The organism is Arthrobacter sp. R4-81 (genome assembly GCF_054792365.1).
Window position 1 is genome coordinate 3,733,193 of record NZ_CP096445.1, and the last position, 24,950, is coordinate 3,758,142.

At 63.0% G+C, this 24,950-nt stretch carries 22 protein-coding genes, 1 tRNA gene and 2 riboswitches; of the genes, 7 read left to right on the forward strand and 16 right to left on the reverse strand.

The window, feature by feature from the left end; genetic code table 11:
* Positions 1-64 precede the first annotated feature (64 nt).
* Positions 65-2,593, reverse strand: a complete 2,529-nt coding sequence (gene pcrA / locus M1E05_RS17160) for a DNA helicase PcrA (RefSeq protein WP_461165277.1) — start codon at positions 2,591-2,593, stop codon at positions 65-67.
* A 118-nt stretch (positions 2,594-2,711) separates the two neighbouring features.
* Positions 2,712-3,500: an inositol monophosphatase family protein gene (locus M1E05_RS17165; protein WP_458114423.1), complete on the reverse strand. Its 789-nt coding sequence runs from the start codon at positions 3,498-3,500 to the stop codon at positions 2,712-2,714.
* Positions 3,501-3,596: 96 nt separating this feature from the next.
* On the opposite strand from M1E05_RS17165, the gene M1E05_RS17170 reads away from it, so the two are divergent.
* Positions 3,597-4,223 (forward strand): hypothetical protein, encoded by a 627-nt coding sequence (locus M1E05_RS17170; protein WP_461163689.1) that lies wholly within the window; start codon positions 3,597-3,599, stop codon positions 4,221-4,223.
* A gap of 12 nt (positions 4,224-4,235) precedes the next feature.
* Here the strand turns inward: M1E05_RS17170 and M1E05_RS17175 are convergent, their stop codons facing one another.
* On the reverse strand, positions 4,236-4,994 hold the full coding sequence (locus M1E05_RS17175) for a DUF998 domain-containing protein (RefSeq protein ID WP_461163690.1): 759 nt from the start codon (positions 4,992-4,994) through the stop codon (positions 4,236-4,238).
* Between the two features lie 86 nt (positions 4,995-5,080).
* Here M1E05_RS17175 and M1E05_RS17180 point away from each other — a divergent pair.
* The 3 genes from M1E05_RS17180 to M1E05_RS17190 all read left to right on the forward strand — a co-directional run bounded on the left by M1E05_RS17180 (position 5,081) and on the right by M1E05_RS17190 (position 6,047).
* Positions 5,081-5,153: transfer RNA gene (locus M1E05_RS17180), tRNA-Arg, on the forward strand.
* Position 5,154: 1 nt separating this feature from the next.
* Entirely contained in the window at positions 5,155-5,649 is a 495-nt protein-coding gene (locus M1E05_RS17185; protein ID WP_461163691.1) for a DUF6314 family protein, read from the forward strand.
* Positions 5,646-6,047, forward strand: a complete 402-nt coding sequence (locus tag M1E05_RS17190) for an NUDIX hydrolase (protein WP_458113342.1) — start codon at positions 5,646-5,648, stop codon at positions 6,045-6,047. Before M1E05_RS17185 ends, M1E05_RS17190 begins: the two co-directional genes overlap by 4 nt.
* On the opposite strand, the gene M1E05_RS17195 is transcribed toward M1E05_RS17190, so the two are convergent.
* Positions 6,044-7,957 carry an ABC transporter ATP-binding protein gene (locus M1E05_RS17195; protein WP_458113341.1) on the reverse strand — a complete coding sequence of 638 codons (1,914 nt, stop codon included), beginning with the start codon at positions 7,955-7,957 and terminating at the stop codon, positions 6,044-6,046. The genes M1E05_RS17190 and M1E05_RS17195 overlap by 4 nt on opposite strands.
* Entirely contained in the window at positions 7,954-9,654 is a 1,701-nt protein-coding gene (locus M1E05_RS17200) for an ABC-F family ATP-binding cassette domain-containing protein (protein WP_461163692.1), read from the reverse strand. The genes M1E05_RS17195 and M1E05_RS17200 overlap by 4 nt, the downstream gene beginning before the upstream one ends.
* Positions 9,655-9,821: 167 nt before the next feature.
* Here M1E05_RS17200 and M1E05_RS17205 point away from each other — a divergent pair, with 167 nt between their 5' ends.
* Together M1E05_RS17205 and M1E05_RS17210 are read left to right on the forward strand one after the other, a co-directional pair.
* A complete protein-coding gene (locus M1E05_RS17205; RefSeq protein ID WP_461163693.1) occupies positions 9,822-10,559 on the forward strand; it encodes a hypothetical protein in 738 nt (245 codons plus the stop codon).
* Positions 10,556-11,293, forward strand: a complete 738-nt coding sequence (locus tag M1E05_RS17210) for a hypothetical protein (protein WP_461163694.1) — start codon at positions 10,556-10,558, stop codon at positions 11,291-11,293. The genes M1E05_RS17205 and M1E05_RS17210 overlap by 4 nt, the downstream gene beginning before the upstream one ends.
* Before the next feature lie 198 nt (positions 11,294-11,491).
* Here M1E05_RS17210 and M1E05_RS17215 read toward each other — a convergent pair whose 3' ends face one another.
* The 10 genes from M1E05_RS17215 to M1E05_RS17260 all read right to left on the reverse strand — a co-directional run bounded on the left by M1E05_RS17215 (position 11,492) and on the right by M1E05_RS17260 (position 22,790).
* Positions 11,492-14,518 carry an alpha-mannosidase gene (locus M1E05_RS17215; RefSeq protein ID WP_461163695.1) on the reverse strand — a complete coding sequence of 1,009 codons (3,027 nt, stop codon included), beginning with the start codon at positions 14,516-14,518 and terminating at the stop codon, positions 11,492-11,494.
* A 163-nt stretch (positions 14,519-14,681) separates the two neighbouring features.
* Positions 14,682-15,554 (reverse strand): formate dehydrogenase accessory sulfurtransferase FdhD, encoded by an 873-nt coding sequence (gene fdhD / locus M1E05_RS17220; protein ID WP_461163696.1) that lies wholly within the window; start codon positions 15,552-15,554, stop codon positions 14,682-14,684.
* 106 nt (positions 15,555-15,660) lie between these two features.
* Positions 15,661-17,145: a molybdopterin molybdotransferase MoeA gene (locus tag M1E05_RS17225; protein WP_461163697.1), complete on the reverse strand. Its 1,485-nt coding sequence runs from the start codon at positions 17,143-17,145 to the stop codon at positions 15,661-15,663.
* Positions 17,142-17,444: a DUF6457 domain-containing protein gene (locus tag M1E05_RS17230; protein WP_458113334.1), complete on the reverse strand. Its 303-nt coding sequence runs from the start codon at positions 17,442-17,444 to the stop codon at positions 17,142-17,144. The genes M1E05_RS17225 and M1E05_RS17230 overlap by 4 nt, the downstream gene beginning before the upstream one ends.
* Positions 17,445-17,497: 53 nt before the next feature.
* Positions 17,498-18,130: a molybdenum cofactor guanylyltransferase gene (gene mobA / locus M1E05_RS17235; protein WP_461165278.1), complete on the reverse strand. Its 633-nt coding sequence runs from the start codon at positions 18,128-18,130 to the stop codon at positions 17,498-17,500.
* Between the two features lie 72 nt (positions 18,131-18,202).
* Positions 18,203-18,703 carry an HNH endonuclease gene (locus tag M1E05_RS17240; protein ID WP_247048426.1) on the reverse strand — a complete coding sequence of 167 codons (501 nt, stop codon included), beginning with the start codon at positions 18,701-18,703 and terminating at the stop codon, positions 18,203-18,205.
* A gap of 311 nt (positions 18,704-19,014) precedes the next feature.
* Entirely contained in the window at positions 19,015-19,773 is a 759-nt protein-coding gene (locus M1E05_RS17245) for an NlpC/P60 family protein (RefSeq protein ID WP_461163698.1), read from the reverse strand.
* A 102-nt stretch (positions 19,774-19,875) separates the two neighbouring features.
* Positions 19,876-20,589, reverse strand: coding sequence for a C40 family peptidase (locus tag M1E05_RS17250; RefSeq protein ID WP_458113332.1), 714 nt, complete (start codon positions 20,587-20,589; stop codon positions 19,876-19,878).
* Between the two features lie 4 nt (positions 20,590-20,593).
* Positions 20,594-20,771, reverse strand: a riboswitch (cyclic di-AMP (ydaO/yuaA leader).
* A gap of 129 nt (positions 20,772-20,900) precedes the next feature.
* Complete coding sequence (locus tag M1E05_RS17255) at positions 20,901-21,728, reverse strand: M23 family metallopeptidase (protein WP_461163699.1); 828 nt, start codon at positions 21,726-21,728, stop codon at positions 20,901-20,903.
* 3 nt (positions 21,729-21,731) lie between these two features.
* A riboswitch (cyclic di-AMP (ydaO/yuaA leader) is annotated at positions 21,732-21,971 on the reverse strand.
* Between the two features lie 123 nt (positions 21,972-22,094).
* Positions 22,095-22,790 carry a metal-dependent transcriptional regulator gene (locus M1E05_RS17260; protein WP_458113330.1) on the reverse strand — a complete coding sequence of 232 codons (696 nt, stop codon included), beginning with the start codon at positions 22,788-22,790 and terminating at the stop codon, positions 22,095-22,097.
* Between the two features lie 313 nt (positions 22,791-23,103).
* Between M1E05_RS17260 and serC the strand changes: the two genes are divergently transcribed.
* Positions 23,104-24,234 (forward strand): phosphoserine transaminase, encoded by a 1,131-nt coding sequence (serC, locus tag M1E05_RS17265; RefSeq protein WP_461163700.1) that lies wholly within the window; start codon positions 23,104-23,106, stop codon positions 24,232-24,234.
* A gap of 91 nt (positions 24,235-24,325) precedes the next feature.
* On the opposite strand, the gene M1E05_RS17270 is transcribed toward serC, so the two are convergent.
* Positions 24,326-24,949 carry a DUF3027 domain-containing protein gene (locus M1E05_RS17270; protein WP_461163701.1) on the reverse strand — a complete coding sequence of 208 codons (624 nt, stop codon included), beginning with the start codon at positions 24,947-24,949 and terminating at the stop codon, positions 24,326-24,328.
* Between the last annotated feature and the right edge of the window lies 1 nt (position 24,950).

Consider the following 24,950-nt stretch of genomic DNA (forward strand, 5'->3'; position numbering starts at 1 on the left):
CCTAGCGTTCCTCAGCTGACTGTATGCCTGTTGGCACTCCCCCACAATGCCCTTGGAAAGACGGTCAGGCGTCCAGCTTGGTCAGGGGCGCGTACCGCAGCAGGAGCCGCTTCTCACCCACGTCGAACTTCACCTTCGCTACGGTCTTGTCCCCGGCGCCTTCCACGGCGAGCACCGTTCCGTTGCCGAAACTCGTGTGATTGACTTTGTCCCCGACGCTGACGGCAACAACTTCCTTTTGGGGTTGCACCCTGTTCTTGGCGACGGCGGCCGGAACGTCGGCGTTGAAGCCGGCAGTTGGGCTGGCTGCCGCACCCCGCGATGTCCCCGCTCCCCAGAATGATCCACCGTAGCGGCTGGAACCGATGGGTGCACCGCTTCCCCAGCCTCCGGACTGGCGGATGGAACCTTCCCGTCGCCATTCCACGAGTTCGGCCGGGATTTCCTCGATGAACTGGCTGGCCGGGTTGTACTGGCTCTGGCCCCACATGCTGCGGACCTCCGAACGGGTCACGTACAGGCGCTTCCGGGCCCGGGTCAGGCCTACGTACGCCAGCCTGCGCTCCTCGGCAAGTTCCTTGGGATCAGTGGCGGAGCGCTGGTGCGGGAACAGCCCGTGTTCCATACCGGTGAGGAAAACCACCGGGAACTCCAATCCCTTTGCGGTGTGAAGGGTCATCAATGTAATCACCCCAAGCCGCTTTGCTTCGGCCACGGCGGCGGCCGCGTCTTCGGCGTCACCGCCGGGCGCGTCGGGAATCTGGTCGGCGTCTGCCACCAACGAAACCTGCTCTAGGAAGGCCTCCAGGGAACCTTCGGGGTTGTCACGTTCATATTCCCGTACGACGGCGACCAGTTCCGCGAGGTTCTCCACGCGGGACTCGTCCTGCGGGTCAGTGCTGGAACGCAGTCCGGCCAGGTAACCGGTCTGCTCGAGGACAGCTTCCAGGGCTGCGGCGGCGCCGGAACCTGCTGCAACTACTGAGAGGTCATCGAGCAGTTTCACGAACCCAAGCACTGCGTTAACGGACCGTGTGGCCATGCCCGGGGCTTCCTCGGCGCGCCTGGCCGCAGCCATGAAGGACATCCGTTCGCGCGTGGCCAGCGCTGCCACTGCACCCTCGGCGCGGTCGCCGATACCGCGCTTGGGTTCGTTGAGCACACGGCGAAGGTTGACGTCGTCGTCCGGGTTAACCAGGACCCTCAGGTAAGCGAGCGCGTCCTTGATTTCCTTGCGTTCGTAGAACCGGGTGCCGCCGACCACCTTGTAGGGCAGCCCGACCCGGACCAGAACATCTTCTATGGAGCGGGACTGCGCGTTGGTGCGGTAGAAAATGGCGACGTCGCCGGGACGGAGGTTGTCCTCGTCCTGCAGACGGTCGATCTCCTTGGCGATGAACTGGGCTTCGTCGTGTTCGTTCTCACCCACGTAGCCGATGATCTTCTCGCCGTCGCCCTCTGCCGTCCAAAGCCTCTTCTCAGGCCTGTTCGGATTGCGGGAAATGACCGAGTTCGCGGCATTGAGGATGTTCTGGGTGGAGCGGTAGTTCTGTTCCAGCTTGATGGTGCGGGCATCCGGGTAATCGTTCTCAAACTCGACAATGTTGCGGATATCCGCGCCGCGGAAGGCATAAATGGACTGGTCGGAATCACCCACCACGGTGAGCTCGGCTGCCCCTTCTCCCTCTCCCACGATTTCCCGCACCAAGGCATACTGGGCGTGGTTCGTGTCCTGGTATTCGTCCACCAGGACATGCCGGAATCGCCGCCGGTATGACTCGGCTAACGCCGGGAAGGCGCGGAACATGTAAACGGTCTCGGCAATGAGGTCATCGAAGTCCATGGCGTTCGCCTGGCGCAGACGCTGCGTGTAGCCCTTGAATACCTCCGCAACGGCCTGTTCGAAGGGGTCGTTGTAGTTGGCGCTGGACGCGTAGGAGTCAGCGTCGATGAGCTCATTCTTGAGGGCGGAGATCTTGTGCTGAATGGCCTTGGGAGCGAAGCGCTTGGGATCCAGGTCCAGCCCTTTGGACACCAGGGTGATGAGCCGGAGCGAGTCCGCGGAGTCGTAGATGGAGAAGTTGGATTTCAGACCGACGTTGGGTGCTTCACGGCGCAAAATTCGCACACAGGAGGAGTGGAAGGTGGAAATCCACATGGTCTTGGCCCTGCCGCCCACCAACGCCTCAATGCGTTCACGCATTTCCGCGGCCGCCTTGTTGGTGAAGGTGATGGCCAGGATCTCCCCGTGATGGGCACGGCGGGTGGCGATAAGGTAGGCGATCCGGTTGCTGAGAACGCGTGTCTTGCCGGAGCCCGCGCCCGCAACGATCAAAAGGGCACTGCCCGAGTGCTTAACAGCCTCTTCCTGCTGCGGGTTGAGCCCGTGGAGAAGTTCGGCGGCGTCAGGGTTCCTGGGCCTGCCCTCCCGTGAGGTTTTCTCCGTTGAAAGGTGGCTTCCGCTGTCCGTTTCAGGTTCATTGCCGCCGCCATTTTCAGGCGCCGAGCCACCGCTGCCGGCGCGCACTTTAGTCAGTGCAGCCGGGTGGGAGGCAGCTTTGAAAGGACCGTCCGCGTACGGGTCAAACAACATATCCATGATGGGTACAAGTCTAGGCGGTGGGGCCGACAGCAAGTTCGCACAGGCAATCCAGGCCCGAATCACTCCAGTTCAGGCTCCGGTTCCCGGCTCTGATCTCAGACCGGGGTTCTTATCCGACCGAACCGGACAACAACGCCTCACGGAGCTCGCGGACCGCCGTCTGCCCTCCGGCCATAAACCAGTCCAGCCCGTTGACCCGAACCGTATCCGCGGAGCCGCCAGCGGCCCGGACGATCGCTTTCCCCGGGAGCCAGTCCCACTCGGGGCAGCTGTGCTGGAACCAGCACCCCAGTTGCCCGTCAGCCACGCGGCCCAGGTCGCAGGAGCCGGAGCCGAGCATTCGAAGGGCGGCAGCGGACGTGGCAGCAGCGTGCCACGGCATCGCGCACATGGGGTCCGCCAGCCAGCCGGGGTGGATGTACGTGGCTGCGCCAAGTTCCGCCAAGGGAGTGCCGGAGCGCCCTGCGCCGTTGGAATGAAAGGTGGAAAGGCGTTCACCGTTCAACGTTGCGGTCCGGGCAAGCCCGCCAAGCCACAGTTTGTCCTCCTCCGGCTGGAAGATCGCGCCCAGCACCACCCCGGACGCGTCTTTCAAAGCGATAGCGGAGCACCAATACGTCGAACCGTGGAGGAAGTTGTAAGTGCCGTCCACGGGGTCGATCACCCAGGTCCGTCCGCTGCTCCCGGCGATTGAAGTACCCTCCTCCCCCAGGATTCCGTCCTCGGGGCGGCAGCGCTGCAGCTGCTCCAGCACGTAGGCTTCAGCTGCGTGGTCTGCTGCCGTGACGACGTCGGAAATCGACGTTTTACGCTGGCCTTCCAGCCCTCCCTGGCGCATCATCAGGGCGAGGGTTCCGGCTTCCCTGACCAGTGCTTCTGCCAGCTGGTAGTCGTCCATGGACGCGGAAAGTTCCGCGGCGCTGTGCTTGCCAAGTTTGTGTCTTCCAAGTTCGGTCACGCGTCCCAGCCTATCTGCACGGGCAATAATGGAGCCATGGCCAAAACACCCGCACAGCGGATCAAAAAGCATGGAACCAAGGCTGAGATCCCTCAGCACCATCTTCCTGCTGTGATGAACCCAAGCACGGCGCGTAGCCCCCAGAAGGCGCAGAACAACAGCAATCTGATCCTTATTGCCGGTTTGGTGGCCAGCCTCTTCCTCTTTTGGTATCTGCACCTGCTTACCCTCGATCAGCTGACCCAGCTTTCGGGCGGGCTGGCTATGCCGGATTCCCTGTTCGGCGGCTTTGATGCCTCGTACGTCGAGCAGTTGCGCCAAGCCATGGATGCGGATGCCGTGGGACAGCTCAACTACCTGCACAAGACGGCTGGAATCCTGTTTCCCCTCATTTTCGGCTTTACCTGGCTCCTGCTGATCGGCACGAACGTTGCCCGAAAGCCGCTCCGCTGGGCTCTCTGGGCCATCCCCCTTCTCTTCGTCGCTGTCCGTTTGTGGGGCAATGCGGCCATCGATTCCATGATGGCGATGTCAACGCCCGACGCCGGTGCTGTTGCGCTTGCCTCCACGCTCACCGTTGCCGGCTGGGTGCTCTTTTTGCTGAGCCTGCTGGGCGGCGCGGTTGCGTCTTTCCTGGGACGGAAGCCCCGGAAACACCGATAGAAGGGTCCCCGCTTACTGAGCCTGGATGCGCGCTGCTTTCCGGATCTTGCGCTCTTTGTGGACCCGCTGGGCGATCACCAGGCCCGCCGCTGCAATGCCAGTGGTCACCGGATAGCCCATCAGCCGCTCCAGGGTACCTGGCTCCGGGACGTCCATCCGGGTGATGCCACCCACCACGAGGGCAGACAGGGACACCACTCCGCAGCCGAGGATGAACCATGCCAGCGGTGTCTTGCTGAGCCAGATGGCGCCAAGGGTGGCCAGTCCCAAGGCACCCGCGATGAAAAACATCAGCGCCCCGGCAAAATGCAGCGGAGATCCAACGTCCTCCGGAACCAGCCCCACCAGCATTGTTCCGGCCCCCGCTGTCGCCATGAAGAGCCGGACCACTATGGCTGCATGCCAGGGTTTCTCGCCCGGCAGTGCTCGCACGCCCGGCTTGGCTGCAACGCAGAGCAATCCTGAACTGAGCAGCAGCGCGCCCAGCAGAATGCCAAGCCCTTGGACAAAGAATGAAGCGTTCATGAGGAGGTGCAGCGGAGAGCACACAGCCCGACCATCGAAGATTCCGCAGGTCACCGCGCCCAGATCGCTGATAAAACCCGTTCGGCGGTCATACGGCTGCGGGCCTGCCCAGGCACCGATCACGGCCGATTCAGCCGCAAAATACTGAAGAACACTGAGAACGGACCAGGCTCCGATGTATTGCCGCGTCGAGGCTGTATCAGGAATATAGACAAGGGCGGTGGCTGGCAACGGGGCAGAACTCATGCCAAGAGCGTAGTACGCGCCAGCACCTTGTATGCTTGTAACCGTGCCCGAACAGGATGGCCTCGTGCCGGCCGGTTCGGACGCCCGCCCTCGTAGCTCAGTGGATAGAGCACGGCTCTCCTAAAGCCGGTGTCGTTGGTTCGATTCCAATCGAGGGCACTTGAATTCGCACACGCCGGACGCCGCTTCCGCTGTAGACCTGCGCGCGTATCTTGTTGGCTCTTGGTCGGTGGACCGTACCCTATGGGATCGGTCCGCGGACACCCGCGGTACGTTCACCGGCGTCGCCATTTTTAGTGAAACGGACGACGGCGGCCTCCGCTTTCGCGAAGAAGGAACGGTGCACTGGGCAGCTCCTGGCGGCGAACCCTTCACCGGCCCTGCGCAACGTGAGTATGTTCTGCACGCCTCTGACAGGCCCGACACCCTTGACGTTTTCTTTCCGGACGGACGCCCCTTCCACCGGATGAGTTTCCTCCCCGCTGATGACTCCGAACTCCATTGGTGCGATCCCGATACCTATCGAGTGAAATACTCGCTGGTCAGCCGGGACGAATACCGCTACAGCTGGGACGTCAGCGGTCCCGGGAAGAACCTCTTGCTGGAATCGGTGCTGCGCCGCGCCGTCGTGCCAGGCGCCGGAGGCGGGCGATGACACCGCGCATCGTGGTTTCCGCCGTCTGTGTCTTCGACGACGCCGGGCGCCTGCTCACGGTCCGCAAGCGGGGCACCGACAAGTTCATGCATCCCGGCGGCAAGCCTGAACAGGGCGAAACTGCGGCGCAGGCTGCTTCCCGTGAGCTCCTCGAGGAGGTAGGGATCGCCGTCCCGCCGGAGCATCTTCGGCTCATGGGGGTCTGGATCGCAGCGGCTGCGAATGAGGCCGCCACGGACATCGAGGCTACTGTGTACACCGCTCCCGGCGTCTGGTCGGCCCACCCCTCAGCAGAAATTGCTGAGATCCGCTGGCTGGATCTCACCGCCGAGCTTCCGCGGGATCTGGCTCCGCTGCTCACAGACCACATCCTGCCGGCCCTGTCCGGGACAACCTAGAGCTCGGGAACGGCCTCTTCGGCAACGGCGTGGGCCTCTGCGAACTGCGTGTGATAGAGCTCGGCATAGCGGCCATCGGCTGAAAGCAACTCGGTATGCGTCCCGCGTTCCACGATTCGGCCTTCCTCCACAACAAGAATCATGTCCGCTGCACGGATGGTGGACAGGCGGTGGGCAATCACGACGGCGGTGCGCCCCTCCAGCGCAGCCCCCAACGCAGCCTGGACTGCTGCCTCGTTGGTGGAGTCCAAGGCAGCTGTAGCCTCATCCAAAATCACCACCCGCGGCTGTGCAATGAGCAGGCGGGCAATGGTCAGACGCTGCCGTTCGCCGCCGGAGAGCCGGTATCCGCGCTCCCCCACAACCGTGTCCAGTCCGTCCGGGAGGGACCTGATCATGTACTCCAGCCGCGCCCGGCGCAGCACGTCCCACATGTCGTCTTCTGTGGCCTCGGGCCGGGCAAGGCGTAGGTTGGAGGCGATGCTTTCGTGGAAAAGGTGCCCGTCCTGGGTCACCATTCCCAATGTCGCCCGCATCGAGTCGAAAGTGACGTCGCGGACGTCTACTCCGGTGCCGGGCAGGGTGCCACCGAGGCGCACGGCGCCGGAATCGACGTCGTACAGCCTGGCGAGCAGCTGGGCGATGGTGGACTTACCTGCTCCCGAAGATCCTACGAGTGCTACGGTCTGGCCAGGCTCCACCCGGAAGTTGATGCCGTGCAGCACTTCCTCCCCACCCCGGGTGTCCAGGGTGGACACGTCCTCGAGGGAAGCCAGCGATACTTTGTCCGCGGATGGGTAGGCGAAGCGGACGTCGTCGAACTCCACGGCCACCGGTCCCGGTGGTACCTCGACGGCGTCGGGTTTCTGCTGGATGAGGGGCTTGAGGTCCAGTATTTCAAACACGCGTTCGAAGCTGACCAATGCACTCATGATCTCGACGCGCGCATTGGAAAGGGCGGTCAGGGGCGCGTAAAGCCGTGTCAGCAGCAATGCCAGCACCACGACGTCGCCCGCGGCCAGCTGGCCGCCGAGCGCCAGCCAGCCACCCAGCCCGTACACCAAAGCGAGCGCCAAGGCGGAGACGAGTGTCAGTGCGGTCACGAACGTGAACTGAAGCATGGCTGTGCGGACGCCGATATCCCTGACCCGGCCGGCGCGGACCGCGAATTCCCGGGATTCTTCATCCGGGCGCCCGAAGAGCTTCACGAGGGTGGCACCGGGAGCCGAGAACCGTTCGGTCATCTGCGTGCCCATGGCCGCATTGTGCTCGGCGGCTTCGCGTCGAAGGTCCGCCAGCTTCGACCCCATCCGGCGGGCCGGGATGAGGAAGATAGGCAGCAGGACCATGGCCAGCACTGTCACCAGCCAGGATTTCTCCAGCATCACTACGAGGGTCAGCAGAAGCGCCACCACGTTGCTGACCACCCCCGAGAGGGTTCCGGCGAAGGCCGCCTGCGCCCCGATCACATCGTTGTTGAGCCGGCTCACCAGCGCCCCGGTCCGCGTCCTGGTGAAAAACGCTATGGGCATTTTCTGGACGTGGTCAAACACCCTGGTGCGAAGGTCAACGATCACGCCCTCGCCAATGGTGGAGGAGAGCCAGCGTGTCAGCAGGCCGATGCCCGCTTCCGCCACCGCGACGGCGGCAATCAGCACAGCGAGCCAGATCACTACTGAAGCCTCAACTCCAGCGATGATCGCATCCACCACCTGGCCCGCAAGGAGCGGAGTCGCCACAGCCAGGACCGCCATGACGATCGAAAGCAGCACGAAGACAAACAGCTTCCGACGGTGCGGGAGGGCAAAGCCGAAGACCCGCTTAAGCGTCTCCTTGGAGAACGATCTGGAGCCGCCTGAGGCCCGGCTGATCTTGTAGAGGGAGCTCCAGGCCACCCCGTCCATGCTCATCGGTTACGCCCGGTCCTTGCGGCGGAACGGTCTTTCGCGCTTTCAACAAAACCGCTCCCGGACGATTCCGTGACCGTTCCGGCGAGGACGTGCCATCTGACATCGAGACGGACATTTTCGAGCAGGCGCCTGTCGTGGGTGACCAGCAGAAGAGCCCCGTCGTAGCTTTCCAGGGCCTCCTCCAACTGCTCGATGGCGGGAAGATCCAAGTGGTTGGTGGGTTCGTCAAGGACCAGCAGATTGACTCCCCGCGCCTGGAGCAGGGCGAGCGCAGCCCTGGTCCGCTCGCCAGGGGACAGTGAGTCGACAGGCCTGGACGTATGATCCGCTTTCAGCCCGAACTTGGCCAACAGTGTTCGGACCTCGGCCTGCGTCATGTCAGTAAGCACAGCCTCCACTGCGGAGGAGAGCGTCAGGTGTCCCGCGAGGAGGCCACGTGCCTGGTCAATCTCACCGATGGCCACCGAGGCACCCATTGACGCTGTTCCCTCAACGGGTTGCTGCGACCCCAGCAGGAGCCTCAAAAGGGTGGACTTTCCGGCGCCGTTCGGGCCGGTTATCCCGATCCGCTCCCCCGCATTGAGCTGCAGGTTCACGGGACCCAAGGTGAACTCCCCCTGCCGCACCACAGCGTCCCGCAGCGTAGCCACTACGGAGCTGGAGCGGGGAGCCTGCCCGATGCTGAACTGGAGCTGCCATTCCTTGCGGGGCTCCTCCACTTCATCCAGCCTGGCGATGCGCGATTCCATTTGGCGCACTTTCTGGGCCTGCTTTTCCGATGATTCGGTGCTGGCTGCGCGCCTGATCTTGTCATTGTCCGGGCTTTTCTTCATGGCGTTCCGGACACCCTGGGAGCTCCATTCCCGTTGCGTACGGGCGCGCGACACCAGGTCGGCTTTGGTGGACTCAAACTCCTCATAGCGCTCCCGGGCGTGCCGCCTTGCGACGGCGCGCTCCTCAAGGAATGCCTCATAGCCGCCGTCGTAGACGGAAACGGAATTCTGGGCAAGGTCCAGCTCGACGATGGTGGTGACACAACGGGCCAGGAATTCACGGTCGTGGGAGACCAGGACCACACCGCCACGAAGGCCCTGCACAAACGCCTCAAGCTTTGCCAGTCCCTGAAGGTCCAGGTCGTTGGTGGGCTCGTCAAGGAGGACGACGTCGAAACGGCTGAGCAGCAGAGCAGCCAGTGCCACCCGTGCTGCCTGGCCGCCGGAGAGACCCGTCATAAGGGCATCGGTGCCGGTTTCGAGGCCGAGATCGGCCAGGACCGGAGCGATACGCTCCTCCAGGTCCGCTGCCCCCGAAGCCATCCACCGGTCAAAGGCCAGCGAGTAGGCATCCTCGGATCCCGGCGCTCCGGATCCCAGGGCCTCGGCCGTCGCCTCCATGGCCATCGTCGCTTGGGCGCACCCGGTCCGGCGCGCAATGTAGCCGCCGACGGTCTCGCCGGCGATCCGTTCATGCTCCTGCGGCAGCCACCCGACAAAGGCATCCGACGGCGCCAGGCTGACGGTGCCGTCCTGCGGCTGATCCACACCGGCCAGAAGGCGAAGCAACGTCGATTTTCCGGCTCCGTTGGCTCCAACTACTCCTACAACATCGCCCGGTGCCACGGTGAGGGAAAGATTTGAGAAAAGGGTGCGGTGATCGTGACCGCCGGAAAGGTCTTTGGCAACAAGGGTTGCAGTCATTGGTCCATCCTCTCACCGCGCCAAACAGCGGAAAAACATCCGGACGTAGAAGAACCCGTTGATCCGGACTTGGGGGGTGTACGGACCAACGGGTTCGACCATCTAGCATAGTTGATACATCCCGCCGGCGCAAAGCCGGGCACTCCTCCCAATGCAGGAAGCCGTCCATGCCAGTCCCCGCCAAGGCTTTCCAACGATGGCTCCAAGGAGTTGCACCATCAGCGAGCATGGCCGATATCAGCCGCCTATCGGGCATCAAGCGCACCACCTTGGCGCAGCAACTGGTTCGTGGCAAAGTGGCCGAGTCAACCCTCGTCAGCGTCAGCCGCGCCGTCGGCATCAACCCAGTGACTGCACTTGCCGTCTTTGACACGTTCGCAGACCTGCGCAAGGAACAATCACCACCGAGGCCGGCGGAGCTGGTCAGCCAGATCGCCACGACTGATCTGCTGCATGCGGTAATTGCACGTTCGATCCCGGACGATCCGGGATCGCCGCCGGTGCCGCAGCCGCCGCTCATCCCCGCACCTCACGCAACCTCCGTGAGGAACTGGGTGGACGCCATCGACGACGGCGAGTTGAGGCACCGGGTCTCAGCCGCTACCGGCATCGCCCCCCAAAATTATTCTGCCCAGCTGACAGCCAACCGGCTGACCCCGGAGCTGGCAATTGCAACTGCCGTGGCAGCGGGTGTGGCTCCAACGAGCGGTTTGGTCGCAACCGGCCTCATCACCGAAGAGGAGGCAGGGTGGGCCCCTGAAGCACGGCAACGCGCTTTGGCCGGTTTGTCTGACGGGGAACTCGCTTCCTTGGCGGGAGACCGGCTGCAAGCCATCGGCAGGACACTGCGCCGCCAGGAACAGGACCATGAGCGAACAGAAAAAATTTGGGAGAACCTCGGATGATCGAAATCCTGCAGTGGTCCACGCTGGCGGTATGTAGTGCTCTGGCTCTGGCCCGGATACCCAGCGCCCTCCGTGGCCGTAACCGTTCCCTGTTCGCCATCTTTGTCCTTGCTGCGCTGGCGATCCTCCTGAGCATCGAACAGCCGTACATGGCCGTGGATTTCTGGCTGGGTTCCGAAAACTACGCCAACCTGGTTCTCCGGTTCATCATCTATGTGACCGTCTTTCTTGCTGGACGGGGTGTGGCCAAGGCATTCGATGACTCCCGGGCCCTGCGCCGCCTTACCGGGCCTGTTGGTGCCGGCGTTCTTGGCCTCATCATGCTTGCCACCGTTGTTCTTTTTCTCCTAGCAGACACAGCCGGTTCCTCTACCGGACTGGCAGCCCTTCCCGGCAGGAGCCCGGAAAACGGCCTGCTTATCGGGCTTTACGCTGCTGCCGGTCGGCTCTATCCGGCGTATGTAGCGGCATGCCTGTTGCCAGTGACGCTTAGGGCTGTGACCCAGTCACTCCCGGGCGCCGTTCGCTGCGGGGCGGCCCTGCTGTCCCTTGGATTCGTTGCACTGATGCTGGGCATGCTGTTCCCCGTCATCCCGGCCTCCCTTGGATTCCTCCAGCCGGTCATCAACTACACAGCCGTCCTGGCCCTCATGGCCGGACTGGCCAGCATTTGGATCGGCAGGGTCCTGCTGAGGCGGACCAAGCCGTCACTGAGGTCATTTACCGAAAAGTAATCACAGGACTTTCACAAAATCATTAGAACATGAGACAATCATGAATGTGTGAACACCTTGTAGCGGCGTCGGGGGTAGGGATAATCTGCTCGATGCCCGCTCGGTGTAAGCAATGTTGGGGGGATGAGTGGTGGCGGGCTGTTGGGGACCGCCCCCACTCAGCCTATTTAACCGCCTCGTCGGGGTAGAGAGCGTCCGCTACCGCACGAACCTCAGCGTCACCAACTGGAACGGCCGCAGTGTCAACTCAGCAGAATCATTGCCGGCGCTGACGCCAGGGGCATCAACCGGACGTTCCAGCAGGTCAACGGAGTGCACCGACGCAACCGGGAAGTTGGCTGTAATCAGGCCAGCGGACCGTTCCCCCAGTGATTCATAGAGCCTGACAATCACATCCCCGGAGCCGTCTTCTGCGAGTTTGACGGCCTCAATTACCAGCGCCTGGTTGAAGACCGAAAACAACGGCTCCACAGGCTGCCCGCCCCTGACGATCCGCGGGGCCAAGTTCGTGCGGTAGCCCTCTTCGACTGCGTCCGCTATCGTCGCTCCCGGACGGATGCTGACTGTGAGCTCATGCACCCCCCGGTCGGCTGCAGGATCAGGAAACTTCGCAGCCCGGAGCAGCGAGAGGCGAACGGTGGTGGTGGTGCCGCCGTCGTTCCTTACACTCCGGGTCACGTCATGGCCGTACGTGGAGGAATTCGAGATCGCCACGCCGTAACCGGGTTCGGCCACGTGGATCCACCGGTGGGCACAGATTTCGAACTTGGCGGTCTCCCACGATGTGTTGAGATGGGTCGGACGGAACACATGGCCGAACTGCGTCTCGGACGCAGAGCGGTCAGCCCGCACATCCAGCGGGAATCCGAGCTTAAGCAGCTTTTGACTCTCCTGCCAGTCAATGGCAGTTGAAATGGTCAGGGAGTCGGCTCCCGCCTCCAGGGAGATCCGCTGGGTCACCGCTGATGAGCCGGCCAGCCGCTCCACGACGACGACGGCGTCCCAGCCGCCGCGTTCGAGCGTTACAGACCGCGCCTCCTGCAGTGAGGTGACGTTGCGCCGGTAGAACTCATCGATGTCCCAGGCATCCCATTCGTTGGGAGTATCGCGGTGGAGTTCCAGATGGTTGCCGAACTGGCCGGGTGCTATCGCTTCGCGTCCGCTCGAGTAATCCATGAGTGAGGTCAGGAGTCCGTTGCCATCCACTACCGCTCGGATGACGCCGTTATCCAGGACGTACCCTCCTGCTTTTTCCGTCACTGTCACCGGAGTCTCTGAGCGCACTGGTTCCGCTGCCGCGAGCGCCGGGACCCCATTGCGTTCATGAGGCGCGGCATTCAGGAGGAACTTTTGATCGCCTTCCCCCAGCAGGGCAGCAGCTGCATCTCCGATGATGGCGTCGAGGCTTTCCATGACGGCCGCGTAGTTCCGCTCAGCGTCCTGATGGACCCAGGCGATCGAACTGCCGGGCAGGATGTCGTGAAACTGGTGCAAAAGGACCAACTGCCAGAGCCGTTTTAGCTCGGCCTGGGGATAGTCAAAGCCGCCGCCGGTGCGCACGGCGGCGGTTGCACACCACAACTCCGCTTCCCTCAGCAAATGCTCGCTGCGGCGGTTCCCCAGTTTGGTCTTGGCCTGGCTGGTGTAAGTGCCCCGATGCAGCTCCAGGTACATTTCGCCCACCCAGACGGGCAAGGGGCTGTACTCTGCTTCGGCTTCGGCAAAAAAGCTTTGGGGGGTCCCGATGCGGACCCGCGGCGAGCCCTCCAGATCAGCCGTCCGGTGCGCCGCTGCGACCATTTCACGCGTCGGTCCGCCTCCGCCGTCGCCATAACCGAAGGGAACGAGGGAAACGGTGCCGCGCCCGTGGTCCCGGTAGTTCCGTTCGGCATGGGCAAGGTCCCGCCCGCTCAGTTCCGAGTTGTAGGTGTCAACCGGCGGGAAGTGCGTAAAGAGGCGGGTACCGTCGATTCCTTCCCACTGGAACGTGTGGTGCGGCATCCTGTTCACCTGGTTCCAGGAAATCTTCTGCGTCAGGAACCACCGGCTTCCGGCCGCTTTCACGATCTGCGGAAGGGCAGCCGAGTAGCCGAACGAATCAGGAAGCCATGCCTCCTGGGAGTCCACGCCGAACTCCTTCAAAAAGAAGCTCTTGCCCTCAATGAACTGGCGCGCCATGGCCTCTCCGCCGGGCATGTTTGTGTCCGATTCGACCCACATTCCCCCCACGGGGACAAACTGTCCGGACGCGACTTTCTCCCGGATACGGCCGAAAAGCTCGGGGTAATACTCTTTCATCCAGGCCATTTGCTGGGCCGACGAGCAGGAGAACACAAAGTCAGGGTATTCGTCCATCAGCGCCACAACATTTGAGAACGTCCTGGCGCATTTGCGGATAGTTTCCCGGACGGGCCACAGCCAGGCTGAATCGATGTGGGCGTGACCTGTTGCAACGAGCCGGTGGGAGGACGCGTAGGCCGGCCGGGCCAGAACGGCGGCCAGCGCCTTACGGCCCGCAGCAGCAGTACCGGCGATGTCCTCCGGGTCCATGACGTCCATCATCCGCTCAAGGGCCCGGAGAATCTCGTGGCGGCGCGGAAGCTCCATCGGGAGTTCGTGCATCAGCCCATGGAGCGTCCAGACATCCTGCTGAAGCTCCCAAACCGTCTGGTTCAACTCAGCGATGGCGATGGTGCCGAGCCTGTACTGGGGCTCAGTTCCTGCGGTTACCTTGTCGCCATAGGGAGAGGGCGCAAAAGTCCAGCCCTGGGCCACGTCGGGGTTGGCGGCGGCTTCCACGTAGAAATCAATCGCCATGCCACTGCCCAGGAGCTTCAGCGGAACGTATTGGTTCCGCGGCGAAATGGCCTTAATGATGGTGCCGTCGGGACGCCAGGCGATCCCCTCACACTGGAAGCCGGGAAGTTCCGTTGTGAATCCGAGGTCGACGACGATTTCCACCGTTGTGTCCGGCAGCGTACCCCAGGAATCCGGCACCTCACCCTGCAGCCGAAGCCATTTTGTACTCCACGGCTTTCCCCAGGGGGCTCCGTGCTCCTGGGGCAGGAACTCCTGCCGGAGGGCTTCCATGACTGGAAGGGGCTCGTCAGGAACATCCCAGCTGCTCAGGGACAGTTCTGTGGTGCGGGTATATACGGCAGCACTGATACGTTCGCGCATAAAGCGGTCGAGACGCACTTCCGTGATCCGGCGGTCGTCGTGCACGTGATTCCTCTTTAGGCTCGTATCCGGGTAGCTGCTGACAAAGTCTCTGGCTGGGCCGTCACAATCAGCGTTCGCGCGGTCCAGTCATCCTCCCTGGCAGAAGACTGTTTCCATTCGATGGATGAAATCTTCTTGTCGGAAAGGGTAACACCAAGCCCGGATCCTATCCTGCCAGCGGCGTTGGAACCGTGATCCTGTGCTCCCCCGCGTAAACGTTAAGGCTGGTTGCCCGGCTGAAACCCACCAGCGTCATTCCGCTTGCTTCAGCCAGTTCCACAGCAAGGCTGGACGGAGCGCTGACCGCAGCCAGAGCCGGAATTCCCGCAAGCCAGGCCTTCTGGACAAGCTCAAAGGAGGCCCGTCCTGAGACCTGTAGTACGGTGCCGGCGAGGGGCAGGAGCCGCTCCCGCAATGCCCAGCCCACCACTTTATCCACAGCGTTGTGACGCCCTACGTCTTCCCTGAGGCAGAGGAGTTCAGCATCGCCGTCCTCCTGTATCCGGAAGAGGCCTGCAGCATGGACTCCCCCCGTGGAGTCAAACAATGACTGGGCCGCGCGAAGCCTCTCGGGAAGGGAAGTGAGGGTGGCGAGCGGTATCGGCGTGGCGTCTGCCGCCGGGCTGAACCGGGACGATTTCCGTACGGCTTCGATTGAGTCTGTGCCGCAAATGCCGCAGGAACTTGATGTGTAGACGTTCCTCCCGGTTTCGGGAACTGCTACGTCAGGCCGCAACTGTGCCTCCACCACGTTGAAAGTCTGCACCCCGTCCTCGTCCTCGCCGGCGCAAAACCTCAAGGAGAGGAGCTGATCCGGATCCCAGATGACACCCTCGGAGACGAGGAATCCGGCCACGAGGTCAAAATCATTCCCCGGTGTCCTCATAGTTACGGAGAAGGAGAGAGTTCCGAGCCTGATCTCCAGAGGCTCCTCGACGGCCAGGACGTCCTCTTTGTGCCGGACCGGAAAGTCGATTGCGCCCGGAGAGCCGTCCATCACGAACTTGCGGATCTTGCGGCGTACGCTCATGCGTCCCATGGGTCAACCCTGGCTTTCGTTCATGTCTCCATCATTGCAAGCGCGGGCGGGCTATGCCAGCGAGCGCTGTTCACAAGGAAACGAGCGCTGTTCACAAGGAAAACGGTCAATCCAGGAGTGCACTCCAGTCCACAGGACCATCCGCCGCTGCGCCTTTCCTTGCAGTCCTTTTGCCGGGCTTTTTCCCCGCTGTCTTCCCGGCTCCCGCGTCGGCACCGGATCCCGGGGCGGCAACGCTTGATCCCCAGGGCAGGGCGAAAGCGGGAACCAGCTCCCCGAGTTGCACCCCGTGAGGCGGCACCACCAGCACGCCGTCAGCCGAGGCAAGTCCGCGCATCATGCCCGGTCCCGCATGCTTCGCCGGCGACGCCATGCCATAGAGCAACCGGTAAGGCATCAGCCGGGTCCGCCCGGGGTCAGGCTCGATGGTCGTCCCGCTTGGTACTTCGCTGACGGGCGGCATCGGCTGGTGTCCAAGGGCAGCCAGAAGGGGTGCCCCCACGGTGGACAGGGCCAGCATCGCTGCCAACGGATTTCCCGGCAACCCCAGTACGAACCTGCCGTCAGGCAACTCGGCAAGCACCACCGGGTGGCCGGGCCGCATGGCCACTCCATCAATCAGGAGCCGTCCGCCCAGGTCGGCAACTGCCTGCCGGAGATGGTCGGTGCCGCTGCGTCCTGTGCCTCCGGTGGTGATGACGACGTCGGCCGGGAGGCTTTCCGGGGCCGGGAGGCTTTCAGGGGCCGGCAGGCTCTCCGCTGCAGGCAGGCCGCCGTCCGGTTCAGGAACGCTGTCTTCCAGGCCCGCGCGCCAATCGGCATAGCCGTCCCCGATCTTGGCCTGGGACGCGCAGATCCCCCCCAGCATGGCCACGACGGAGGCCAGTTGCGGTCCGAACGTATCCCGAACCTGCCCCGGCGCAGGCAAGCCGTCACTGACCACCTCCGCGCCTGTCAGGAGCAGCTTTACCACCGGTTTGCCCAGAACTTCGACGGTGTCATGGCCGGCAAGGGCGGCAAGCGCAATGTGGGCGGGGTTCAAAACCGTGCCGCTCCGGACAAGCGTCTCCCCGTTCATGGCCTCCTCCCCTGCCTTGCGGATGTGCTGGCCATTCCGGGGCTCACCTGGACGTGCGCCCCCGCCTACAGCAAGGACCGGAAGGCCGTCCTCGTCAGTTGTCAGAACTCCGCTCTCACTCCGTAACACCGCTTTTGCGCCGGGCGGGACAAGGCCCCCGGTCACAATGGGGCTGGCCTCATGGGGAGCCAATCGCTGTCCCGGTTCCGAGAGGATCCACGGTCCGGTGCCATTCACCGCCCAGCCGTCCATAGCCGAGGACGCGTAGTGGGGGATGTCCTGCAGCGCCACAATGTCTGTTGCCAATGTCCTGCCAATGGCATCGGCTAGCCTGACTGGCCCGGCCGGAATGGGGCTGGCGCAGTTGAAGGATGCCTGCCTGGCCTCTTGCCAGGTGTGGGCAAGGTGCTGGGGAGGCGTGTCGACGCCGTCGTCGGGCGATTCTTTCTCTGTGCGGGGCTGGGAGTGGTCAGAGGGACTTTCCCCTTCGGCCTCCGGAAGACCCGTTGTCATGCGCTGGGAACTCCAGTGTTTGCCGGCGGCTCGCCCGCGTAGTCCTTGGCCACGGTGCGGGCCACGCCCAGGGCGGCCTGCATCGAATGGGCATCGTTGGCCTGCCCGGAACCCGATGCCAGGCCGGCGGCAAAACCGGCAATGAACGTGGTCAGCGGGGCAGCGGGTCGCACGATGGAGTGGGCCGCTACTCCGGCCACGGCGAGCACTTCGTTGATGTCCACTTCGACGTTCTCCAGTTCGAAGGCCTGAAGCAACGCCCGGCACCACTCTTCCAGCGTCTCGTCCTGGCTTTTCACGAAGTGCCTCCAAATTCACCTGCCGTTGCGGACGCCACAACCAATGCGGGCCTTTACTGCTCCCGGTTGGACACCCCTAATGCGGCGGCATCGTCCCACGTGTCCACGTCGTCCGTGGACCCGGCAGGAACGGTAACCAACCTCACGTCAAGCCTAGCAAGGAGCGAGAAAACGGAGGCGTCCCTGAGTCCGCCCCGCAAACGGGCCTCGTCGACGGCGCGTTGCAGTGAATCCGTCCGGTAGAGCCCGGCCAGAGGCTGTTTCCTGCCTTGCGGGCTCACCGCCATCACTCCGTCGCTGCCGGAATCCGGGTTGGCGGCAGCAGCGGAAAAGCCAAGGTTTTGCCGGAGCACACCTACCGCGACGGCGGAGCGGGGCATGTCGCACGCCAGAATCAGTGTCAGCGGTGACGGCCTGCCGGTACGCCCTTCGGCCAGCGCTGCCACCCCTGCGGCAATCGCCGACGCCGGACCCGAATACGGCGGGTCCTCCCTCACGGCGAGGACCCCTGCTGGCAGCCCTCCGGGGTCCGGGCCCACTACCACCGTCTTAGCCGCTCCTTGCGCGGCTGCAATCGCACGCACAAGGAGGGTTTCGCCGTCGTACATCAACCCGGATTTGGGCACTCCGCCCAGACGAGAGGAACGGCCTCCGGCCAGGATCAGGGCATCAAAGGCCGCAGACATTGGTTCCACAAGACAAGCCTAAGCGGCCGGTGCGGGCCAGAACGCAACTCTGCCCGCGGGCTCGTGAACTCCCTACGCGGCGGATTCAGGGAGGAGGAAGGGATCCCATTCGGGCGTGGGCTTCTCAAGTTCTTTGATCTGCCAGATGGTGCCTACCGGAGGCGCGGGGGAAAACCTCAGCTTCCAGCCCATCTCGGATGGGGTGTGGTCTCCCTTGGCGTTGTTACAACGCAGACAGGCGGCTACAAGGTTGTCCCACGAATGCGCGCCACCCCTGGATTTTGGGTGGACGTGGTCAATGGTGTGGGCTGCCTTGCCGCAGTATGCGCAGCGGTGTCCGTCGCGGCGCAGCACGCCCCGCCGGCTCACTGCCGTCGCAGTGTTGTACCTTGGCCGGATATAGCGGTTGAGCAGGATCACGGACGGTCGGCCCAGGATCTCCTGCGGCCCGACGACGGGATCGTCGCCCTCGGCCACCACGCTGGCTTTTCCAGCGAGCACAAGCACCAGCGCCCGGCGGAAGGTGACTACCGCCAGCGGTTCATATCCAGCATTCAGAACGAGTGTGCGCATGCGCATACCTCTTCACGGCCGCACCCGTCAGGGGCACGAGGGCCGGCTGCCCTCGGCATGTCCGGGCTAAGGATCGACATCACCAGAGTAAACACTGAATGCCCGAATTGCCGAATCCAGCCTTTGCGGCGAGCCGCAATTCCGATTACGCTCCGTCTCCGAATCCTTGAGCGATGGGCAACGTCGTCGTGAAAAAAGCAGAAAGACCCCCGTCCTAAGACGGGGGTCCTTCCGAGAAGTTTCTCCTGGCGGCAGTTCCAGACCGTATGGGTCCAGAGCCAGGATGGGCTGCTGTTTGCTTGGAGCCGGTATTAGCCGCCTACGCGGATGAAGACCGGGCCGGAGCCGACGTTGACGCTGAACAGGGCGGTGGTTCCGCCGTTCCAGCCACCGTGGACTGCCTGGCCGTTGCCGACGTAGACCGCGATGTGGGCCATGCCCATTCCGCCGTTCTCGTAGTAAGCAAGGTCACCGGGCTGAGCTTCGGCAGCGCTGACCGTGCGGCCGAGGGACAGGTAACCTGCCGGCCAGCCGTGGTAGTTGATGCCGACGGCAGCCAGGGAGTTGGTTGCCAGCATGGTGCAGTCCTGGGCAACGCCGAGCTGGGCGTAGGCGGCAGCGGCGATTGAAGCGCCCATGCCACTTGAAGCTGCGGGTGCGGGAGCGGAAGCGGTAGCAGCGACCGTTGCCGTAGCGGCAGCGGCGGGAGCTGCCGGGGCGGCTTCCTGCACCTCGACGACAGGCTTGGGTGCTTCGACGACCGGAGCCGGCGTCGTGGAGACAGCAGGCTTCTCGTACGAGATAGCAATCGTGGAAGCGGCTGAAATTGTCGCCGGGGTGGCGGACTTCACTTCGAGGGTGGACGCAGAGGTGGATTCGCGCTGAACGCTCGTGTCTGCCGCGTTGGCGGCAATTCCACTGGTCAGGACCAGACCGGAGGCAGCAGCGATAACCGCAGCCTGACGGCCCACACCACCGGCGTTATCGCCGACGGACTTGGCAATGACAGCCAGCGAGTTGGTCTTGGTGACCTCGGCGCGGTGCCGTGCAATGGTTGCACGTGTAGTCATTAATTTTCTCTCTTTCGTATTCCTCGGACCGCGCTGGGCAGGCCGTGGGCTATGGACGTTCCGGCATCTTGGGGGTAGGCCGGAACGCCCCGAACGGGTTACTTAGCGAAGGGTGTAAAACGAGGAGGTGCCTGTTGCAGACACCGCGTGCAGGATGGTGCCCTGCGAGGGGTTCAGCGCGCTGATCATCATGCCGTTGCCAACGTAGATACCAACGTGGGCACCGCCGTTTTGCATGACCAGGTCACCGGGGGCGGGAGTGGAAGTGGGCGTCATGGACGTCCAGGCATTCGTACGGGGGATGCTGATGCCGGCCTGGGCGTAGACCCACTGGGTAAAGCCTGAGCAGTCCCAGCCGCTGGGAGTGGTGCCGCCCCACAAGTAGGGGCTGCCGATGCCGGTGTAGGCGATTGCTGCCAGGCCCGATGCAGCCGCTGACGAGGCGGCCGGCTTGTCGGTGGTGGCAGTCAGCTCGATTGCCGGTTCCTCGGACTGTGCCTGGACAGTCTCGATCTTCGGCGCTGCTTCGGTGGTCACGGACGGACGCTCAAAAACGACCTTGGCGGTCGGCTCCGCGGTTACCGCGATCTGAGTGGACTGTGAGCCTGATTCCGCGGTGGCGGCAACTCCAGGATTGCCCTCCGCCGCACTGGCTGGCAGGCCGGCAGCAAGAATGAGCCCTGAAGCAGCTGCAATGACAGCAGCTTGGCGACCAACGGTTCCCGCGTTGTTAGCAACGGCTTTAGATACGGAACCCAAGGGGTTCATGCGCACCGATTGAGCACGGTGGCGCGCAGCATTGTGGCGTGAAGACACGAAAGTAGCCTCTCCCAATGCCTACGAGGTGAGCTGTCGGATTCGGATGGGAGTCACCCGGCCACTTGGCTTCCTGAGAAGCTTCGCGACTTAACCCCAAGGTCTTCTTTCGAAGACCAAAATTGGTTCCCCCGCCTCTGCCAGACGATGTAATGCGAACGGACCTTGAGCGGTGGCAGAGTTAGGCAATCCACTCAAGAGCGCCAACTTCGGAAAAGTTGGCGTGGTTTAGACGGTACAGGACTTTGGATTGAATGTCACATTCAGGTCACGGCATGTCACAGAAATGTGAGAGTAATCCATCATCTAAATCAGAGCCAGCCCATGGGGTCGACAACTTCGCCGTTGACCATTACTTCGAAGTGGAGGTGGCAGCCGGTTGACGCGCCTGTGGTCCCGCTCAGGGCCACAGTGTCGCCCCGGGTTACTGTCTGGCCCACCTGGACATCGGACGAGGACAAGTGGTTGTACGTGGTTTCGAGCCCGTTACCGTGATCGATGACCACGCGGTTTCCGCCTCCGAAGGGATGCCAGCCGGCAAAAGTGACCGTGCCGCTGGCTGCTGCATGGACGGCGGTACCGCACTGGGCAGCGAAGTCCTGGCCGCGGTGGAATTCTCCGTAGCCGCCGGTGATGGGGCTGACGCGGTAGCCGAAGGGGGAGGCAGTTATGAGCGAATTCAGTGGGGCCCCAAGGCTTCCGGCAGACGCTGCCCGGCTGACGCTGCCGGCGGACTGCGCGCTGAGGAGTTGCTTGAGCTTGCCGTCGGGATCACCGGTGGTGGAAACGGTGGTGCGGCTGAAATCAACCTTTGCGCCCGCAGCTGCGGAGACTTCAGGCTGGACAGAGGCGGAAAGGGCAGCACCCGTGGAGCCGACGCCGCCGGTGGCTGCCAGGGGGCTTGTGGCCGGAACCGTGACTGTGAGGATCAAGCCTGTGGCTGCCAGGGCGATGCCTGCCTTTTGCCCTACACCACTGGCGCCGGCGAATTCTGTGACCTGACGAAAAGGGCTGCGTTTGCGGCGTGCATCCCGGTGCGGGTCCCGGGGACGGCCAGCGGCGGCGACAGCTTCGGATACTTGCAGCTCCAAAGCAGGACCGGTCGCACGGCGACGGCCCCTGGCGTTCTGGGTGGTCAAAGGTCTTCCTCTCTGGATAGCCTGCGAAGTTAGCTGTCGGATTCGGATCAGAGAGTGCAAAGATCCGGTCCGCCACGCAAGCTTTCCGGCACAGAGGAACCCTAAGAGGGACCCTTCGTTGGTGTGCTTGCTGCTGGCGGACTTCACCCCAAGGCTGTTTCTCAACAGCCGGTTGTGGTTCCTCCACCTCTGCCAGTAGGTGACTCGTGCACCTGATCTGCTGGCAGAGCTCGGCTTCAGATCAGGTAACGCTTTAGTATCGGCGCTAGTGCTCAACTATAGGCGATTAAATGGCGCAGTAATAATTTCGTTATATTTGGTCTGCTCCCACGCACACTGTCCCGGGCGGCCGCTGATGAGGGACGGTCAGCTGACCGTAACAAACACGTGAGCCGCAACTTCGGGCGGAAGTTCCAGCGCACCTTCGATGTCCGGCACGCGCACTGAGATGTATTCGCCCACTCGCTCCAGCGAAATGGTTGCCCCGGGCCGGATGCCACCTTCGTCCAACTGAACGAGGAGTTCGGGCTCCACCTGGATCGGTTCGGCAAGCCTGCTGATCCGGACATTGGAGTTGACCCGGTAAGCCGACATTGCCACCAGGAGATTAACTGCCCCGTCGCTGAGGGGCTGCGAGGCTTCCCCGCCCAGTGCAGCGAGCCCGGGGATGGGGTTCCCGTATGGGGACTCCGTTGGATGGTCGAGCATTTCGTAGATCCGACGTTCCACCCGCTCACTCATTACATGCTCCCAGCGGCATGCTTCATCGTGGACGTATGCCCAGTCCAGACCGATCACATCGGCGAGGAGGCGCTCGGCCAGGCGATGCTTGCGCATGACCTCTGTGGCGCGTTTCCGGCCTGTTTCCGTCAGCTCCAGGTGGCGGTCACCCGAAACAACCACAAGCCCGTCCCGCTCCATCCGCCCAATGGTCTGCGAGACAGTGGGCCCCGAATGACGCAGTCGCTCTGCAATGCGGGCACGAAGCGCCACAATGTTTTCTTCTTCAAGCTCCAAAATCGTCCGAAGATACATCTCGGTTGTATCGATCAGATCCGTCATCCAGCTCAGCTCCTCGAGCTCAGTATCTTGCGTCCGTCAGCCGTACCTCATGCCGGACCGTGCCGGCGGTCCCATGGGGCCTCCGCAACGCAGCCCGGCCCCGGTGCTGTACGTCAGGCCAGCTTAACGTATTTTGAACTACTCCGGATAATCACTACCCAACCAAATGAGCGACGGTGTTGGTCATGACCGCAGTGTGACGATCAAATTCCGTCAGTGGGCCCCGTCAGGCAGAATAAACGGGAGTCTTAGTTGCAGCAACCGTTACCTGCCGGGCCATCTCCTACGTCCAAAGTCGAAAATTGGAGCCATTGTGAGCGACACCAGCATCACTATTCCCGCCAACCTCCTACCCAAGGACGGACGGTTCGGTGCCGGCCCTTCCAAGGTCCGTCCGGAGCAGATGGATGCACTGGCCGCGGCTTCGGCAACGCTGCTGGGAACCTCCCACCGCCAGGCACCTGTAAAGAACCTTGTTGGATCCGTCCGTCAAGGCCTGAGCGAGTTCTTCCAGGCCCCGGAAGGCTATGAAGTCATTCTCGGCGTCGGCGGGTCCACTGCATTCTGGGATGTCGCCGCATTCGGGCTGGTGGAACGGAAAGCCCAGCACCTGTCCTTTGGTGAGTTCGGTTCGAAGTTTGCCGCTGCCACCAACAAGGCGCCCTTCCTTGAGACCTCCTCAATCATCAAGGCTGAGCCCGGCACCCGGCCCGCCCCTGCTGCTGAAGCCGGCGTTGACGTCTACGCCTGGCCGCAGAACGAGACCTCCACCGGTGTTGCCGCCCCCGTCAAGCGTGTCCTCGGCGCTGACGAGGGTTCACTGGTCCTGGTGGACGCAACCTCCGCTGCGGGCGGGCTCGCCGTGGATGTGGCCGAAACTGACGTCTACTACTTTGCGCCGCAGAAGAACTTCGCCTCCGATGGCGGCCTGTGGCTCGGGCTGTTTTCCCCGGCAGCTTTGGAGCGGGCAGCCCGGATCAAGGCGAGCGGCCGGTGGATCCCCGATTTCCTCGATCTTCAAACGGCAATCGACAACTCCCTGCTGAACCAGACCTACAACACGCCCGCGTTGGCCACGCTGGTGACATTGGACGCCCAGGTGCAGTGGCTCAATGCCAACGGAGGCCTGGACTTCGCAGCGAAGCGGACAGCAGACTCTGCCGGCCGCATCTACGACTGGGCGGATGCTTCCGAGTATGCGACGCCGTACGTCGTCAATCCTGAGGACCGCTCCAATGTCATTGCCACCATAGACTTCGATGACTCCATCGACGCTTCCGCGATCGCCAAGGTGCTCCGCGCCAACGGAATCGTTGATACCGAGCCCTACCGCAAGCTGGGACGCAACCAGCTGAGGATCGCCACGTTCGTTGCCATCGAGCCCGATGACATCACCGCATTGTTGGCCAGCATCGATTACGTGGTAGCTGAACTGAAGAAGTAGCAGCCTGCAAGTCCTGCAGAGAAAAGATCTAAAGACAGCGTCCGACGGCGCCGCCCGGGATTACGTCCGGCGGCGCCGTCGCCGTCTTTGGTTAAACGGTTCCCTCTGTGGAAGGGCCGGCCTCATCAACGGGCTCAGCCTCATCGAACGGCTCAGCCTCATCGAACGGCTCGTCCTCATCGAAAGACTCAGACGACTCGGCTGAAGGCGCCGTCTCTGGATCGGAAACTTCCGGCACAGCGTCAGCCACTGCTGCGGCGATAAGCCCCTTTGCCGCGGCGTCAATCCCGGTGTCCGCTTCTTCAGAATGTTCTTCGCTGATAATCTCATCGTCTTGGCGGGCATCCTCGGGGCGCACGCGCTCCGCCCAGGGAACCCATTCAGGGGCAAGAATCGAGTCCTCGGACGGAAGCAGACCCAGTTCATTGACGGTCACGGTCTTGGACCGGGAGTTCCTTGTCAGAACGGCGTACCACTGCCAGCCCTGATAGCCGGCAAGCTTCGATTCGAAAAGGTGCGTTACAACACGGTCCCCTTCCGTCCGGGCAGCCAGATGCCGACCGACCTGCGAGGCCGGGGCGATTCCCTCTACTGCTGTCCTGGCAACATCCACGGCCGCAGCCAGAAGCGCATCCGGTTTTCCGGTACGCCAGACCGGCACGCCTGTACGTCGCTTTGCAGGCTTTGATTCAGTCTGATCGGATTCCGAAGTCATG

Coding starts and splice junctions, on each gene's coding strand:
- pcrA (WP_461165277.1), bottom strand. CDS start 2,593: ATGTTGTTTGACCCGTACGCGGACGGTCCTTTCAAAGCTGCCTCCCAC.
- M1E05_RS17165 (WP_458114423.1), bottom strand. CDS start 3,500: ATGGACGACTACCAGCTGGCAGAAGCACTGGTCAGGGAAGCCGGAACC.
- M1E05_RS17170 (WP_461163689.1), top strand. CDS start 3,597: ATGGCCAAAACACCCGCACAGCGGATCAAAAAGCATGGAACCAAGGCT.
- M1E05_RS17175 (WP_461163690.1), bottom strand. CDS start 4,994: ATGAGTTCTGCCCCGTTGCCAGCCACCGCCCTTGTCTATATTCCTGAT.
- M1E05_RS17190 (WP_458113342.1), top strand. CDS start 5,646: ATGACACCGCGCATCGTGGTTTCCGCCGTCTGTGTCTTCGACGACGCC.
- M1E05_RS17195 (WP_458113341.1), bottom strand. CDS start 7,957: ATGAGCATGGACGGGGTGGCCTGGAGCTCCCTCTACAAGATCAGCCGG.
- M1E05_RS17200 (WP_461163692.1), bottom strand. CDS start 9,654: ATGACTGCAACCCTTGTTGCCAAAGACCTTTCCGGCGGTCACGATCAC.
- M1E05_RS17205 (WP_461163693.1), top strand. CDS start 9,822: ATGCCAGTCCCCGCCAAGGCTTTCCAACGATGGCTCCAAGGAGTTGCA.
- M1E05_RS17210 (WP_461163694.1), top strand. CDS start 10,556: ATGATCGAAATCCTGCAGTGGTCCACGCTGGCGGTATGTAGTGCTCTG.
- fdhD (WP_461163696.1), bottom strand. CDS start 15,554: ATGGGACGCATGAGCGTACGCCGCAAGATCCGCAAGTTCGTGATGGAC.
- M1E05_RS17225 (WP_461163697.1), bottom strand. CDS start 17,145: ATGACAACGGGTCTTCCGGAGGCCGAAGGGGAAAGTCCCTCTGACCAC.
- mobA (WP_461165278.1), bottom strand. CDS start 18,130: ATGTCTGCGGCCTTTGATGCCCTGATCCTGGCCGGAGGCCGTTCCTCT.
- M1E05_RS17240 (WP_247048426.1), bottom strand. CDS start 18,703: ATGCGCACACTCGTTCTGAATGCTGGATATGAACCGCTGGCGGTAGTC.
- M1E05_RS17245 (WP_461163698.1), bottom strand. CDS start 19,773: ATGACTACACGTGCAACCATTGCACGGCACCGCGCCGAGGTCACCAAG.
- M1E05_RS17260 (WP_458113330.1), bottom strand. CDS start 22,790: ATGACGGATCTGATCGATACAACCGAGATGTATCTTCGGACGATTTTG.
- M1E05_RS17270 (WP_461163701.1), bottom strand. CDS start 24,949: ATGACTTCGGAATCCGATCAGACTGAATCAAAGCCTGCAAAGCGACGT.